Genomic DNA, 15,392 nt, shown 5'->3' on the forward strand with positions numbered 1-15,392 from the left:
TTACCACTCTATCCTTTCTACAGGAATAGGATTTTCATTTATCTCCACACTTTCAATCTTTCCATTTTTTACCTTAACTACTTTATCTCCCATAGGCGTAAGAGCCAAGTTATGGGTAATTATTATAACAGTCATACCCATCTCTCCAGATGTATCCTGAAGTAGTTTTAGAATAGCTTTTCCTGTATTGTAATCAAGAGCTCCTGTAGGCTCATCGCACAAAAGCAGCTTCGGATTTTTAGCCAATGCTCTAGCAATAGCAACCCTTTGTTGTTCCCCGCCGGACATCTGAGCCGGAAAATTATTTTTTCTATCCTCCAAACCAACAGCTTTTATTATTTCATCTATATCCAGCGGATCTTCACATATTTGAGTTGCCAGCTCTACGTTTTCTCTAGCAGTTAAATTTTGAACCAAATTATAAAATTGAAACACAAACCCAATATCGTATCTTCTATATGTAATAAGTTCTTTATCAATACAAGAATCAATTCGTTTACCATCAACAATTATATGCCCCTTTGAAGGTCTATCCATACCGCCTAAGATATTCAAAATTGTGCTCTTACCAGCGCCACTCGCACCAGCAACAACCACAAACTCGCCCTTATCCACCGTCAAATTAACACCACTAAGTGCATTTATCTCAACTTCCCCCATTTGATATGTCTTTTCAACATCTTTAAATTCAATGTATTTACTCATTATATACCTCAATTCCTTGTAAACTATTTAATGTATTAAATATCTTGAACTACATTATATATCAACCTCAAACATAATTCAACGCAATTACATATAACCACAAACATAAGAAATATGAAATAATTACACCGATAAAAAGAAATTAGTAGGAAGATATAACGAAAAAAGGCAGGGTAAACAGTACGCTAGTGACAGTTACAGCCTTTTTCTCAAGCTGTGGTCACTAGCGTATTGTATATCCTGCCTTTTATTGTTATATCTTCCTACTAATTTCCCTCATCTACTACTTCAATCTATCCAGATTTACATCTTCGAATCTCTTTATCTCTTTATTTGACATAACGCTCTTTTTAGAAGCTTGTGCATTCTTTTTATCAAATGTATTTTTTGATCTACTTCCAGAGAAAAACTTCCCAGATCCATTTATACATCCACCTTCACACATCATACCTTCTATAAAATTTCCGTTTACCTTACCTACATTTGCCATACTCATTGCCTTTTTTATTTCTTTTGCTCCAGATACTTTAACAGGTTTAAATTCTACGCCTATACCTTTCTCTGTTACATAGTTTTCTATAGCTTTCGTAAGTCCTCCTGCAGCACCAAATCCTCTACCAAATATTGATGCTTCATCTACCTCTTCATTTGAACACATAGCCATATCAACATCAAATGCGTCAAATAACGCCATAAGTTCTTCAAATGTTAGAACATAATCTATTGCATCTTTAAGCATAGGCTTAGCAGCTTCACTCTTTTTAGCAGTACAAGGTCCGACGAATACTACCTTAGCATCAGGATCTTCTTTTTTGATAAGTCTCCCAGCTGCTATCATTGGAGATACTGTATGTGAAATTTTATTAACTTGTTTAGGGAATGATTTTTCTACATAATCTAAAAACCCTGGACAACAAGAATTTGTCATATATTGATCGCCATTTTCCATTCTCTCTGCGAACTCTTCACTTTCATGAGCAGTTACAGCATCTGCTCCACAAGCAGCTTCTATCATATCTACAAATCCTAATTTCTTAATTGCATTTCTTATCTGACCGTAAGTTATGTTAGGATCCACTTGTCCAGTTATTGCTGGTGCAACAACAGCGTACATATTCTTTTCTTCAACGAGTTTATTAGCCACTGAAGCTATAAGGCTCTTGTCTGAAATAGCACCAAATGGACATGCTACCATACACGCTCCACAGTTAACGCACATCTTTTCATTAATTTCAGCCTTCATATTATCTCTATCAAATCCTAGTGCTGAAGTAGGACATACAGTTTTACACGGTCTCACAACTTCAGATATTGCATCGTATTGACATGCCTTCTTACACATACCACAAGCTTTACATAGATCGTGATTAATATAAGCCATACCATTTACATATGTTATAGCACCGAAGTTACAAGCTTCTTTACATCTATGTGCAAGACATCCCCTACATAAATCCGTTACAGTAAATTCATTTATAGGACATCTGTCACACGCAGACTCTAGTATATAAATTATTTGTTCATCTTCTTTTATCTCCGCAGTATCAAGGTTCGGGATTTCACCATTTTCTTTAACTCCTGCAATTCTCTCAGCTCTTTCTAAAAGAACGGCTCTTTCCTTGTACACACAGCATCTATATATAGCTTTATCTCCTGGTATAATCTCATACGGTATCTTCTCTATTGCTTCTTTAGTCAAGTCATCTTCCTTGCCAAGCTTAGCAATTGCAGTCAAAACTTGATGTCTTAGTTTGTGAATTTGAGTTTCAAATTGAAACATTAACGCCACCCCCTGCGGAATAATTTTTGTCATTTTTTTAATTCAGATTTATTATAACATAAGAAAAGTAAAATTGTAGATAAGTTTTAAATTTAATTAAAATTTAACGTTTCTATATAAAATATTAAAAATGTTCGGAAAAATCCCTTCATTGTTAATTATTTATACTATATATACAAATATAAATAGATAATATTTATATTTGTATATTGTTAATATACTTCAAAACATATATATTCTATATATAGATATATTTTTAAAAGTATAATTCTGGAGGTATTTATGAACGATACAATAAAAGGAAGCATTTCAGCAGTCTTATATTCAACACTTATTGGTCTCTCTTTCTTATTTAGCAAAATAGCCTTAGTAGAGGGAAACACCATAGACATACTTGCGCATAGATTTACATCTGCATTTATTGCAATTTTTTTATACACATTAATAACTAAAAAAAGGAAGGTAGTTTCTAAATCTGATATTATTGCACTATTACCACTCAGTTTGGTATCTCCAGTTTTATATTTTTCCCTTCAATTATTAGGACTTTCTATGTCTTCATCTTCAGAAGGTGGTATAATTCAATCTACTATTCCTATTTTCACTATGATATTTGGTATTATATTGTTAAAAGAAAAACCAAGTTTAAGGCAAAAAATATTTACTTTTATATCTATGTTCGGTGTATTGTTTGTATTTATAGCTCAAGGTAACACTATAGATTCAAAACATCTTTTAGGAATAATACTGCTTACTCTATCTTCTTTAGCTTTATCACTCTACAATGTTATGGCGAGAAAAGATGCTAAACAGTACAATGTTATCCAAATGACCTATGCAATGACGCTTTTCGGATGTATTGTGTTTAATGTAGTCTCAATTATTAAACATTTATTTTCATCAGATATACAGTCCTATTTTGCTCCATTAGCAAGTATGAATTATATCGGAGCTGTGTTGTATTTAGGTATTATGTCTTCGCTGGTCTCATTTATTCTATCAAACTACGCTTTATCTAAATTAGAAGCTTCTAAAATGGGGGTTTATCTAAATTTAACTGTTGTAGTTGCTGTTTTTGCTGGAGCTATATTCTTAAAAGAAAGTATAACATTTATACATGTAATTGGTGTAGCTATTATACTTATTGGTGTTCTTGGAGCCAATTTATCCAACCCGTCAACTGCTAATAAAGATGTAGAAGATTCAAATTAAATATATTTACAAAGAGCATATAAATAAATTGCATAAAAATAACTCTAAGTGAAAAGAACCTGAGATATTCATCTAAACTCCTTTAATTTAAATCAACCAATAAAATTAAACATATAAATCAAAAAATACAGCGTACATGAAATATGTACGCTGTATTTGCCTTAAATATATAAAATTAATCTTCTATTTGATTTTCTATTTTTGATTCAAGTTTACTGCTTAGCTTCTTTAAATCTACTTTGTTGTCATCAGACATAACTTCTTTGATTCCCTTAAAAGTTCCAAGTAAATTCACTGTATCAGATGGAAGTACTAACTTAGTTGACTCTCCTTCAGCAAGCTTTGCAAGAGCTTCCATAGATTTAAGTGCAAGCATGTTGTCGTCGATATTTGACTCTTTCATAGCACTAAAAACTAATCTTAAACCTTCTGCAGTAGCTTTTTGAGTTCTGCCGATCATTTCAGCTTCACCTTGTGCTTTGGCTATAGCCATTTGTCTTATAGCTTCAGCTTCACCTTGTGCTATAAGAACTGCTGATTCTCTTTCACCTTCTGCCTCACGAACCATAGCTTCTTTCTTAGCTTCGGCTCTAAGTATAGCAGATTGTTTATCTCCTTCTGCTTGTAGGATTGAAGATGCTTTGTTACCTTCTGCTTGCAGGATCGATTCACGTCTCTCCCTCTCAGCTCTCATCTGTTTTTCCATCGCAACTTGTATATCGTTTGGAGGCATTATATTTTTAAGTTCAACTCTGTTTACTTTTATACCCCATTTATCAGTCGCTTCATCTAGTATTGCCCTCATTTTAGCATTTATTATATCTCTTGAAGTAAGTGTTTCATCAAGATCTAATTCACCTATTATATTTCTTAATGTTGTAGCTGATAGATTTTCTATAGCCGAAATTGGATTTGCAATTTCAAATACATATCCCACTGGATCAGTTACTTTGTAGTATACAACAGTATCTATTTGCATAGTTACGTTGTCTTTAGTTATAACTGGTTGAGGTGGAAAATCCATAACAATTTCTCTTAAGTCTATTACATAAGCCATTCTATCTAAAAACGGAATTAAGAAATGAACTCCAGTATCTGCAGCCTTGTGGAATTTTCCAAGTCTCATAATAATACCCATTTTTGATTGTTGGATTACTTTTATGCAGGCAATACTTGCCAAGGCAACTATTACAATCACAATAACCATTAAAATCATATCTATTCCTCCCTTTAGTCAGCTTTTACAGTTGCAAGTTCAGACTTCTTTACAACTAGCTTTACCCCTTCTATTTTTAAAACTTCTACATTACTTCCTTTTTCTATCTTTTCATTATCAAATGAGATCGCTGTCCACTCTTCCCTATCAACAACCACTCTTCCTGGTTGGTTAATAAGTATATCTTCTTTTACAAAACCTTTGGCATTTAAAACAGCCTGTAGATTTGTGTTGTATTTATAGCCCATGTCTTTTTTGACAAATTTTTTAGTCGCTACAAATAACAGTGTAAATGAAATAATGGCAAAGATCAAAATTTGAATAAAAAGGTTTTCAATAACCATGCTCAAAAATATGAGAGCTACAGCACCTATACTGAACCATATTAGTGTCAAACTTGGTGTCAACAGTTCAGCTATTCCAAAAACAATTGCAACACCTAACCATATCAATTGCATAGTATACCCTCCCTTTGATGATATTGTTTCAATACCCTATTAATATAATATTAGATTATATTGATTTAATTATAACACTATTTTATAATTATGTGAAAATTTTTTAAAGTTAAATCTTGACTTTTATTTTTTTATATTTTATAATTATCGATAAGTCTAGGAAGTAAAAACTTTCTGACAATTATTTAAAAATTTTAAGGAGAGATAATTATGATTACTTTATTAAACAAAAACAGATATTATTACTATAGCCAATACTTATAGGGTTTGTAACTATTTAAATATAGATGCAAACCCGGTCGATAACTCGAATTTGGGATTGTATCTATGTTGGTTATAGGATTTTGTTTATATATAGTTTTCATATAATATATAAAAAAGCCACGTAGATAATACTATGTGGCTTTTTCGTTTTTGCCACATAGTGCTTTACTCTATGTGGCTTTTTTGTATTCAAATATCTAAGGGGGTTTTAATATGAGCAGTATTTTATCAGTAATAACGCAGAGTCTAATTTTATCAATTATGGCCATTGGTGTATATATCACCTACAAAATTCTAGATTTTCCAGATATGACAGCGGATGGAAGCTACACTATGGGGGCATCAGTAGTTGCCGCTTCACTAGTAAATGGTATGTCTCCCATTACTGCAACACTACTTGCAGTATTATGTGGTTCATTAGCTGGAACGATAACAGGAATACTACATGTAAAGTTTAAAATTACCAGTCTACTTTCTGGAATACTTGTAATGGGTATGCTTTACTCAGTAAATTTAAGAATTATGGGAAAATCGAATATACCGCTTTTTAGTTTCAAGCATTTGTTTAACTCTACAGCATCTCCAATACTACTAGCACTTATATTTATGATTATCTGTAAATTATTTTTAGATTTATTTTTAAAAACTAGAATTGGATACACTTTAAAAGGAGTTGGAGATAACTCACAGATGATTAAATCTCTAGGAATAGATATAGGCTATATAAAAATCCTAGGACTTATGATATCAAATGGGCTTATAGCTCTGGCTGGAGGACTCATGGCCCAATTCCAAGGCTTCACAGATGTAAATATGGGCACTGGAACATTAGTACTCGGCATAGCGTCAATAATAATCGGCCTTACTCTATTTAAGACAATTAAGTTTGTAAAAAATACTAGTGCGATAGTAGTTGGAGCATTTATCTACCAGTTTACTATATACTACGCAATGCAGAGAGGGATGCTTCCTACAGACTTAAAACTTATTACAGCTTTGGTGATAGTTATATTCTTATCTATCAGTAACTTAAAAATTCCTAAAAAAAATAAAGAAAAGGCGGTGGCGTAAGTGTTAGAGATAAAAAATATATCAAAAACTTTTGACAACCCATATGGAGATTCAAATACTATTTTTAAGGACTTGTCGATAGATATAGCAACTGGCGAATTTGTAACGATAATAGGCAGTAATGGTACTGGTAAATCCACACTACTAAATATCATATCCGGTCTTATAAAGCAAACGTCTGGAGAAATATGGGTTGGAGAAAAAAATATTACCAATGCTCCCGAACACAAGAGAACTCAAGTAATAAGCAGGGTGTTTCAAGATCCAAGTTTAGGAACCTGCCCTAGCATGACAGTGAGAGAAAACCTGTCACTCGCATTAAATAAGGGAGACCTTTTAAATTTAAAGAGGTGTCTAAAGTATAAAAAAGACTTCTTATCAAGTTTCTTAGAAGGTGTCTCACTAGATCTAAAAAAATACTTAGATGTCCAAGTTAAATACCTCTCAGGAGGTCAAAGACAGTCACTAGCTCTTATAATGTCTTGTCTTACTGAACCGTCTGTATTGCTTTTAGATGAACACACAGCAGCACTAGATCCTAAAACTTCAAATGAGGTTATAGCTCTTACAAATAAAATAGTTAGAGAAAAAAATATCACAACCCTTATGGTCACTCATAACTTAAAACATGCACTTGAATATGGCGACAGATTGATTATGCTACATAAGGGGCAAATCGTACTAGATGTTAAACAAATAGAAAAGCGTAAATTAAGCATTGAAGAAATCCTAAATAGATTTGAATATGCAGTATAGGATATTGAATTGACTAAAACTTAATGAAATTTGAATTACAGACTTAATTATATTAAATCTGATTTATACATTTAGTATATTAAAATTTTAAAAATAAAAAATAGGAGGAATTATTATGATAAAAAAAAGAAAGATAATAAGTCTAGCCCTTACAGGAGCACTTGTGGGTATGGTACTTACAGGATGCTCAAGTAAAGAAGCTCCAAAAAATAACGATGAATCAAAAAAAGAAGGCGAAATCAAAAGAATAGGTATTACTCAGTTAGTTGAGCATCCTGCTTTAGATGCTACAAAGACAGGATTTTTAAATGCTCTAAAAGACAATGGATTTGAGGAAGGTAAAAATATTGAAATAGATTTTAAAAACGCGCAGAATGATATGCCTACAACACAGACTATAGCAAGTTCATTTGCATCTGACAAAAAAGATTTAATTTTTGCTATTTCTACTCCATCTGCACAGGCTGCATTTAACGCTACTAAAGATATTCCAATACTCTTTACAGCTGTAACCGATCCTGTTGAGGCTGGGTTAGTGAAAACTACAGAAAAACCAGAGGGCAATGTAACTGGGACTTCTGATTTTATTCCTGTATCAAATGCAATAGCTCTTATAAAAAATCTTGTTCCTGAATCTAAAACTGTCGGAATAATTGGAAATACAAGTGAAATAAATTCTAAAATCCAGATAGATGAATTTAAAAAAGAAGCTGATAAAAACGGATTTACTGTAGTTGTAAAAGGAATAACTACTTCTAATGAAGTTAATCAGGCTGTGTCTAGCTTAGTTGGAAAAGTTGATGTAATATACACTCCTACCGACAACTTAGTTGCATCTTCTATGCCTATCATAGCTAAAACAGCCACTGAAAATAAAATTCCAGTTATAGGAGCTGAAGAAGCCCATGTAAAAAATGGAGCACTTGCTTGTAACGGTATAAGCTACGAAAAACTTGGATACAAAACTGGTGAGGAAGCTATAAAGATACTTAGTGGTGAAAAAGTATCCGCTATACCTGTTTCAACTCTTGATAATACAGAAACTATTATTAATGAAACTACTTTAAACGCCTTAGGTATTGAAAAGCCTAAAGGTGAAGGAATAACTTTTATAAAATAAAAAAATGTAGCTATCCCCACAAGTATAGTACTATACTTGTGGGGATAGAATTTTTCCTACATCTAATCATTTTTTCCCTTTTCAATAAAAGCAGTAAATGCATTTTTGGAACTATCAAACGCTGATTTAATTAATGTATTGCTAGTCTCTTCACAAAATTCTTTTATATTTTCACTAAAACTTGTATCACTTGATTTTATCTCTAGAACTTCGCCGCTATTCAGTTTATTCGCTTCCTCTACGATCATTTTTATTGGATCTGGACAATTTAATCCACAAGTATCAAGAGAAAAAGTAGCAGCTACTTCACTTGAATCTATATTTCTTGAATCGTCCAATAATTTATCATCAGAGCTATTATCAAAAATTTCTGTAAGAGCATTTTGAGATTTTAGTCTATTTTGAGCTCTCTTTACAGTTAAATATGTCTTCATCCCTCCGTCTATATTTGCACAGTCAAATCCATTTTGTTTAAGTATTCTACAAGCTATATAACCCCTTAGACCAACTTGGCACGTTACATATATTTTTTTATCTTTAGGTATCTCTATTAATCTATCTCTAAGTTGCCAAAGGGGAATATTTACTACTCCGTCTATTGCTCCTGTTGCAAGCTCAGCCTCTTCTCTTACATCTATAATAAATCCTCCACCTTCATTGACACTATCTACTTGGCTCCACTGGATATTTTCAACATCGCCTTCTAGTATATTAGAGGCACAGTACCCAAGCATATTTACTGGATCTTTTGCTGAATTGTAAGGAGGTGCATAACAAGTCTCTACATCTGGAATGTCGTACGCTGTAAGTCTCCCTTTTATAGCTGTTGCGATAACATCTATTCGCTTATCTACTCCGCTGATACCAACCCCTTGCGCTCCTAATATCTTTCCTGTATCTGGCTCAAAAATCATTTTTAATGAAATTGGAATTATAAAAGAAATTATAAAATACTTAAAAATATTTTTTATAAATTATTTTATAAAATAAAAAAATATCCAATAGAGAATTATTAACTCTCATTTCAGATATCTTTTTAAATTGATCATATTTTAAATTATATACAGAACAATTTATCCTTAGGAAATTCCAGGTATACACTATCATTTTCCTTATATATATATTTATTTTTTTCTAACTCAACCTGAACTACACTACTTTGATCATCTATTATATTACTGTCTGAAAGTACTTCTTTAGAATTACTTTTCCTTAAATACATTGTATAGTTAAAAGGGTTTTCCACCTTATTTTCAAGACTAAATTCAAATGTATTCTCAGTATCACACTCTGTAAGCATTACAACTATATCATGTTCCCTTATTCCAATATATTCAATATCATCATCTACATTTTCCAAAAGACATAACTCGATATTCCAATCCTGTGCGAATACTGTATATCCACCAGTCTTTTTGGCTTTTGATATATTTTTGCAACCAGTGATTTTAGCTTCAGAATAAGATTTTGGTCTCTCAAATATCGCCCTCTTATCCCTCTTCTCTAGCCCATTCCCACTATCGTAAACTATTAAATTATCGCAAACTCTATACGCTTCCTCAATATCATGAGTTACAAAGAGAATATCTCCTTTATAATCTTCTATTAGGTTTAAAAGTTCTTTTTCCATATTTCCTCTCAAGTGATGGTCTAGAGCAGAAAAAGGTTCGTCCAAAAGAAGTATTTCAGGAGATGGAGCTAACACTCTCGATAAAGCTACCCTCTGTTGCTGTCCTCCAGAAAGTTGCCAAGGGTATCTTTTCTCCATACCTTTAAGCCCAACGATTTCCAAATAATGTTTAGATATCTCATTTTTTTCTTCTTTACTTATATCTTTTAGGCCCAACTCAATATTTTGGCTAACTGTCATATGAGGAAATAAAGCGTAGTTTTGAAACAAGAATCCTACATTTCTTTCTCTTGTAGGTATGTTTATCATTTTTTCAGAATCAAATAATACTCTGTCATTTAATATTATTTTTCCTCTTGTAGGCTTTTCAAGACCTGCTATACATTTTAAAGTCATGCTTTTTCCAGATCCCGACTCTCCTAAAAATCCTAGTATACCATTTTTTTGATCTATATTTACTCTTAACTTAAAAGAGGACAATTCTTTTTCTATATCAACATATAAGCTCATTATCTCCCCCTCTTTCCTACAAGTTTTTGTTGGATATCAGACCAGTAGTTAAGCAATAAAATCATCGCTATAGACATTACAACAATTATCATAACCCACATCATTGCTTTATTCATATCTCCGCCTTCAACTGCAAAGAATATAGCTAAAGGCATTGTTTGTGTTTTCCCCGGAATGTTTCCTGCTATCATAAGAGTAGCTCCAAATTCACCAAGCGCTCTAGCAAAAGATAGTACCAGACCTCCGACAATACCTGGTAGTGCAAGTGGAATTGCAATTTTAGTGAATATTTTCCATTCATTTAAACCCAGAGTCCTCGCCGCTGAAATCATATTGTCATCTATTTGCTCAAATGCTGATCTCGATGATCTGTACATCATCGGGAAAGATACAACAACTGCCGCAATAACAGTTGCGCTCCAACTGAATATTATATTTTTATCCATAGCTAAAAACACTTTACCAATAAATCCATTTTTACCACATATCAATAATAAGAAAAAACCAACAACTGTCGGCGGAAGAACCAGCGGTAGTGTAAATATACCGTCGATTAGCCCCTTCCATTTTCCTCTATAAGTAGCCATTGCATAAGAAATTAGTATTCCTAATACAAAAGTTATCACAGTTGCTAGGAGAGCTGTCTTCGCCGATATCCAAAGTGGTGCCCAATCTGTAATCATATGTCCTCCTTATATATATCAATAAACTATTTTCATCGTTTTTTAATCAACAATATACCTTTAATTGCTCTATTTTTAAATTAAATATTACTAAATAACTTTATTTTCCTAAAAAAAAGTGAAATTAACTTTTAGTTAAAAGCTAATTCCACTATTTATTGTAACTTATTTATTATATTTTTTAAAGACAAGTAATATAATGAATTATTTAGCTATTTTCTTATACCCATATTTTTCTAGTATTGTTTGACCTTTATCACTTAATAAGAAGTCCTCGAATTTTTTAGCTTCATCAACTTTCTTGCTGTCTTTTATAACTGCTATTGGATATGTAATTGGCGAATGTGTATCTGCTTCTGTAGTAGCAACTACATTTATCTTATCGTTATTTACTGTATCGCTTAAATAAACAAATCCTGCATCAGCCTCACCTGATTGAACCCAAGCTAAAACCTCTTTAACATCTTTAGCGAATACAAGTTTATCTTTTAATTGATCTTTTACATTTAAATTTGTTAGTACTTCATCAGCGTATTTACCTGCTGGAACACTCTCTGGCTCACCAACTGCTATTTTCTTAACATCGTCGTTCTTTATTCCATCTATACCTTCTAACTTACTATCTTTTGGAGAAATAAGTACTAAATCGTTTTCAACTAAACCTTTATTAGTTTCTTTTATTAAAAGGTCCTTTTCATCCAAAGCATCCATTTGTTTTTTACCAGCTGAAATAAATACATCAGTAGGTGCACCTTGCTCTATTTGCTGCTGAAGTGATCCTGATGCTCCAAAGTTAACCGTTAACTTTACATTTTCATTATCTTTTGCATACTCTTTTTCAATCTCAGCCATTGCCTCTTTAAGACTTGCAGCTGCGGAGATATTTAACTCTACTACTTCTGTTTTGCTTTGAGTATCTTTTGTATCATCTTTCTTTTGTTCATCATTCCCTGAACATCCAACTAAACCAAGAGAAAGAGTTAGAACTAATCCTAAAATACCTAAACTTCTTTTCATTTTAATTCTCCTTTATACCCTTTATTATTGTTATAAAAACACCGCAATTATGTTTTGTTGCGTTTTGTCATGTTTAATATAATTATATATTCATTTGTTCTATTTTTCAAGAAAATATTTCTTTTATCTCATAAATTGTTATAATCTATTATAAAAATATGTAGTTTAATGTTAGAATAGAGTTGGGAGGTGTGAAATGGAACCATTATCATCTTTAACACCCGCAGAGGTGGCAGATTTATTAAAAATCACAAAAAATACAGTTTATGAAATGATTAAGAGGGGAGAAATCCCATCATACAAGATCGGTAAAAAAATTAGAATAGATACTAAGGATGTAAAAGAATACATCGAAAGCCAAAAAACATCTAGTATCGCCAATTATCAGTCAGTTTCCAAAACAGTTGACAAAAACATAAGTTTTAATGTGACAAATGACCATGTGGCTAACAGTGCTACTGTAGATTCAACTCAAGATATAATAATATCTGGGCAAGATGTAATTTTAGATATACTAGCGAGATATATCGATGAAAATTCTGAAGGGGTTAAGACATTTAGATCTTATATCGGAAGTTATAATGCTCTAAATGAACTCTACAACAACAAGGTATCTATTGCCTCTGCTCATTTATGGGATTACGAAACCAATGAATATAATACGACATTTGTAAAAAAATTACTACCGGCAATTCCATGTGTTTTAATCAATTTAGCTTGCAGGACTCAAGGTTTCTACGTTGCAAAAGGAAATCCAAAGAATATCAATACATGGGAAGATTTAACTAGACAAGACGTGTTTATTATCAATCGAGAAAAAGGATCTGGAACTAGAATACTTCTAGACGGTAAAATGAGAAATCTAAATGTAGATTCATATAAACTTAACGGTTATAAAAACGAGGAAAATTCTCATTTAGGAATAGCTAGTGCAATATCTAGAAGACTTGCCGATGTAGGCATCGGAAACGAAAAAGCAGCTCTACAAGTTAGTAATATCGACTTTATCCCGATACAGATTGAGAGATATGATCTAGTTATTAAAAAAGAAGATTTATTAAATCCTGTGTTTAGAAATATAGTTTCAATAATTAACTCAGATGAATTTAAATCCGAGATCGAAGGATTAGGTGGCTATGATTTGAAATTTACAGGTAAAATAGTTGCAGAAGTTTAAGTATTTTAATTGAATACGATTTTACGTAAAATAGTAAGAACTATACGCACATTTTTGAATACTCAAAATTTGAGAATCTCCATCAATGTATATATAGTCCTTACTATTTTGTATTTGTTATATTAAAATTTAGATGCTAGGTATCGAAGATATAAGCTGTTTTGTATACTCGCTTTGAGGATTTTCGAAAATATCTTTAGAATTATTTAACTCAACTAACTTGCCTGACTTTACTACTGCTATTCTATCTGCAAATTTTCTCATCATAGATAAATCGTGAGATATAAATACAATACTTATTCCTAATTTTTCGACTAAATCTTTAAATAAATTTACAATCTTAATTTGAGATTTTATATCCAACGAAGTTATAGGCTCATCAGCCAAGATAAACTTAGGCGAAGTTATTATTGCTCTGGAAATACAAATTCTCTGTTTCTCTCCACCTGAACAATCAAACGAATACTTATTTATAAAACTGCGGTCTAAACCAACTAAGTCTAAAATCTCTTCTACTTTAAAATTTTGTTCAGCTTTACTAGAACATAATTTCTGTATTTTCAGTGGCTCCGAGATTAAATCTCCAATTTTCATTCTAGGATTTAACGCAGAATCTGAATTTTGAAATAGAATTTGCATATTTTTACTGAAATATGCTTTGTTTTTCCTATATATCTCTTTGTTTGAAATACATTTTCCATCAAAATATACCTCTCCATAAGTTGGTTTTTCTATGTTCATAATTAATTTAGCAAGTGTTGATTTACCCGATCCAGACTCTCCAACTAACCCAAATACCTCGCTTTTATTTACAAATAAATTCACACCATCTAAAGCCTTTACCTCTAGATTTTTACTGTAATAATATTTTCTTAGATCCTTAACTTCCAATAATTTTCTATTATCCATATTATTCATCTATTAATCCTTCTTAAAAATCTATTTTCTTCAAGGAGTTTAGCAAATCCTTCGTATATAAGCTACTTGGATTTTCGTATATATCCTTACAGTTTCCAACTTCTAAAATTTCACCTCTATACATTACAGCAATCCTATCTGATATACTCTTAGCTAGTCTTAAATCATGAGTAACAAATATTATAGATGTATTGTATTTTTCTTGAATCTCCAATAGCAGCGTTACAATTTGTTTCTGAACTATTGTATCAAGAGATGTAGTCGGCTCATCTGCAATAATTAACTTAGGCTTATTAGATATTGCCATAGCTATCGCAATCCTCTGCAACATACCTCCAGATAATTGATGTGGATATTGATTAAATCTCTCTTTTGGATTATCTAATCCAACATCTCCTATCAGCTTTACAGCTCTACTTTTAGCCTCTCGCTTTGATAATTTCTTTGATATAAGTAGACCCTCAATAATCTGACTTCCTACAGTCAATGTTGGGTCTAGATAGGAAGTGGGGTTTTGAAAAACTATAGAAATATCTTCTGTTCTTATTATATTTGTAATTTTAGTTTTTTGAATATTTTTATTTTTTCTACAGAGGCTGTTATTGTCACTCTTATCGTTCTCATCAAATCTATATATCAAATCTACACCTTCAAACTTAATGCTCCCAGACTCAATAATGGCATTTTTAGGGAGTATTCCCATGATAGATTTACATAATGAGGATTTACCGCTTCCCGACTCTCCTACTAGGGATAATACTTCACCTCTTTTTACATCTAGCGATACTCCATTTACTACTTTTATATTATTTTCAAATGTTCTGAAATTTATATGTAGATTTTCTATACTAAGCAGGGTGTTCAATCCATGTCAA

The 15,392-nt window shown here is 31.9% G+C and carries 15 protein-coding genes; 5 read left to right on the plus strand and 10 right to left on the minus strand.

Going from position 1 to position 15,392, the window contains the following annotated elements; all coding sequences use genetic code 11:
* Positions 1-705, minus strand: a complete 705-nt coding sequence (locus tag J2Z43_RS10895; protein ID WP_209457232.1) for an ABC transporter ATP-binding protein — start codon at positions 703-705, stop codon at positions 1-3.
* A 283-nt stretch (positions 706-988) separates the two neighbouring features.
* Positions 989-2,485 (minus strand): 4Fe-4S dicluster domain-containing protein, encoded by a 1,497-nt coding sequence (locus J2Z43_RS10900; RefSeq protein ID WP_209457233.1) that lies wholly within the window; start codon positions 2,483-2,485, stop codon positions 989-991.
* Positions 2,486-2,767: 282 nt separating this feature from the next.
* Between J2Z43_RS10900 and J2Z43_RS10905 the strand changes: the two genes are divergently transcribed.
* Positions 2,768-3,697 carry a DMT family transporter gene (locus tag J2Z43_RS10905; protein ID WP_209457234.1) on the plus strand — a complete coding sequence of 310 codons (930 nt, stop codon included), beginning with the start codon at positions 2,768-2,770 and terminating at the stop codon, positions 3,695-3,697.
* Positions 3,698-3,872: 175 nt separating this feature from the next.
* Here J2Z43_RS10905 and J2Z43_RS10910 read toward each other — a convergent pair whose 3' ends face one another.
* Entirely contained in the window at positions 3,873-4,904 is a 1,032-nt protein-coding gene (locus J2Z43_RS10910) for an SPFH domain-containing protein (protein WP_408631523.1), read from the minus strand.
* Between the two features lie 23 nt (positions 4,905-4,927).
* A complete protein-coding gene (locus J2Z43_RS10915) occupies positions 4,928-5,371 on the minus strand; it encodes an NfeD family protein (RefSeq protein ID WP_209457236.1) in 444 nt (147 codons plus the stop codon).
* 477 nt (positions 5,372-5,848) lie between these two features.
* On the opposite strand from J2Z43_RS10915, the gene J2Z43_RS10920 reads away from it, so the two are divergent.
* From J2Z43_RS10920 to J2Z43_RS10930, 3 genes are all read left to right on the plus strand, one after another.
* The gene (locus tag J2Z43_RS10920; RefSeq protein WP_209457237.1) at positions 5,849-6,706 is read left to right on the plus strand and encodes an ABC transporter permease; all 858 of its coding nucleotides are present in this window, start codon (positions 5,849-5,851) and stop codon (positions 6,704-6,706) included.
* Complete coding sequence (locus J2Z43_RS10925; protein WP_209457238.1) at positions 6,707-7,462, plus strand: ABC transporter ATP-binding protein; 756 nt, start codon at positions 6,707-6,709, stop codon at positions 7,460-7,462.
* A 115-nt stretch (positions 7,463-7,577) separates the two neighbouring features.
* Complete coding sequence (locus J2Z43_RS10930) at positions 7,578-8,582, plus strand: ABC transporter substrate binding protein (RefSeq protein ID WP_209457239.1); 1,005 nt, start codon at positions 7,578-7,580, stop codon at positions 8,580-8,582.
* Positions 8,583-8,644: 62 nt separating this feature from the next.
* Here J2Z43_RS10930 and J2Z43_RS10935 read toward each other — a convergent pair whose 3' ends face one another.
* From J2Z43_RS10935 to modA, 4 genes are all read right to left on the minus strand, one after another.
* Positions 8,645-9,496, minus strand: a complete 852-nt coding sequence (locus tag J2Z43_RS10935) for a sulfurtransferase TusA family protein (RefSeq protein WP_209457240.1) — start codon at positions 9,494-9,496, stop codon at positions 8,645-8,647.
* Positions 9,497-9,639: 143 nt separating this feature from the next.
* Positions 9,640-10,722: a sulfate/molybdate ABC transporter ATP-binding protein gene (locus J2Z43_RS10940; RefSeq protein WP_209457241.1), complete on the minus strand. Its 1,083-nt coding sequence runs from the start codon at positions 10,720-10,722 to the stop codon at positions 9,640-9,642.
* Complete coding sequence (gene modB / locus J2Z43_RS10945) at positions 10,722-11,405, minus strand: molybdate ABC transporter permease subunit (protein WP_209457242.1); 684 nt, start codon at positions 11,403-11,405, stop codon at positions 10,722-10,724. Before modB ends, J2Z43_RS10940 begins: the two co-directional genes overlap by 1 nt.
* Positions 11,406-11,609: 204 nt before the next feature.
* Entirely contained in the window at positions 11,610-12,422 is an 813-nt protein-coding gene (modA, locus tag J2Z43_RS10950; protein WP_209457243.1) for a molybdate ABC transporter substrate-binding protein, read from the minus strand.
* Positions 12,423-12,618: 196 nt separating this feature from the next.
* Between modA and J2Z43_RS10955 the strand changes: the two genes are divergently transcribed.
* Complete coding sequence (locus J2Z43_RS10955; protein WP_027702585.1) at positions 12,619-13,599, plus strand: substrate-binding domain-containing protein; 981 nt, start codon at positions 12,619-12,621, stop codon at positions 13,597-13,599.
* A gap of 129 nt (positions 13,600-13,728) precedes the next feature.
* Here J2Z43_RS10955 and J2Z43_RS10960 read toward each other — a convergent pair whose 3' ends face one another.
* Entirely contained in the window at positions 13,729-14,517 is a 789-nt protein-coding gene (locus tag J2Z43_RS10960; RefSeq protein WP_234926368.1) for an ABC transporter ATP-binding protein, read from the minus strand.
* 13 nt (positions 14,518-14,530) lie between these two features.
* A complete protein-coding gene (locus J2Z43_RS10965; protein WP_209457244.1) occupies positions 14,531-15,382 on the minus strand; it encodes an ABC transporter ATP-binding protein in 852 nt (283 codons plus the stop codon).
* Positions 15,383-15,392: the final 10 nt, after the last annotated feature.

This window comes from Metaclostridioides mangenotii (genome assembly GCF_017873185.1).
GTDB lineage: Bacteria > Bacillota > Clostridia > Peptostreptococcales > Peptostreptococcaceae > Metaclostridioides > Metaclostridioides mangenotii.

Coding starts and splice junctions, on each gene's coding strand:
- J2Z43_RS10915 (WP_209457236.1), bottom strand. CDS start 5,371: ATGCAATTGATATGGTTAGGTGTTGCAATTGTTTTTGGAATAGCTGAA.
- modB (WP_209457242.1), bottom strand. CDS start 11,405: ATGATTACAGATTGGGCACCACTTTGGATATCGGCGAAGACAGCTCTC.
- J2Z43_RS10960 (WP_234926368.1), bottom strand. CDS start 14,517: ATGAATAATATGGATAATAGAAAATTATTGGAAGTTAAGGATCTAAGA.
- J2Z43_RS10920 (WP_209457237.1), top strand. CDS start 5,849: ATGAGCAGTATTTTATCAGTAATAACGCAGAGTCTAATTTTATCAATT.
- J2Z43_RS10900 (WP_209457233.1), bottom strand. CDS start 2,485: ATGTTTCAATTTGAAACTCAAATTCACAAACTAAGACATCAAGTTTTG.
- J2Z43_RS10910 (WP_408631523.1), bottom strand. CDS start 4,904: ATGGTTATTGTGATTGTAATAGTTGCCTTGGCAAGTATTGCCTGCATA.
- J2Z43_RS10955 (WP_027702585.1), top strand. CDS start 12,619: ATGGAACCATTATCATCTTTAACACCCGCAGAGGTGGCAGATTTATTA.
- J2Z43_RS10930 (WP_209457239.1), top strand. CDS start 7,578: ATGATAAAAAAAAGAAAGATAATAAGTCTAGCCCTTACAGGAGCACTT.
- J2Z43_RS10895 (WP_209457232.1), bottom strand. CDS start 705: ATGAGTAAATACATTGAATTTAAAGATGTTGAAAAGACATATCAAATG.
- J2Z43_RS10935 (WP_209457240.1), bottom strand. CDS start 9,496: ATGATTTTTGAGCCAGATACAGGAAAGATATTAGGAGCGCAAGGGGTT.
- J2Z43_RS10905 (WP_209457234.1), top strand. CDS start 2,768: ATGAACGATACAATAAAAGGAAGCATTTCAGCAGTCTTATATTCAACA.
- J2Z43_RS10940 (WP_209457241.1), bottom strand. CDS start 10,722: ATGAGCTTATATGTTGATATAGAAAAAGAATTGTCCTCTTTTAAGTTA.
- modA (WP_209457243.1), bottom strand. CDS start 12,422: ATGAAAAGAAGTTTAGGTATTTTAGGATTAGTTCTAACTCTTTCTCTT.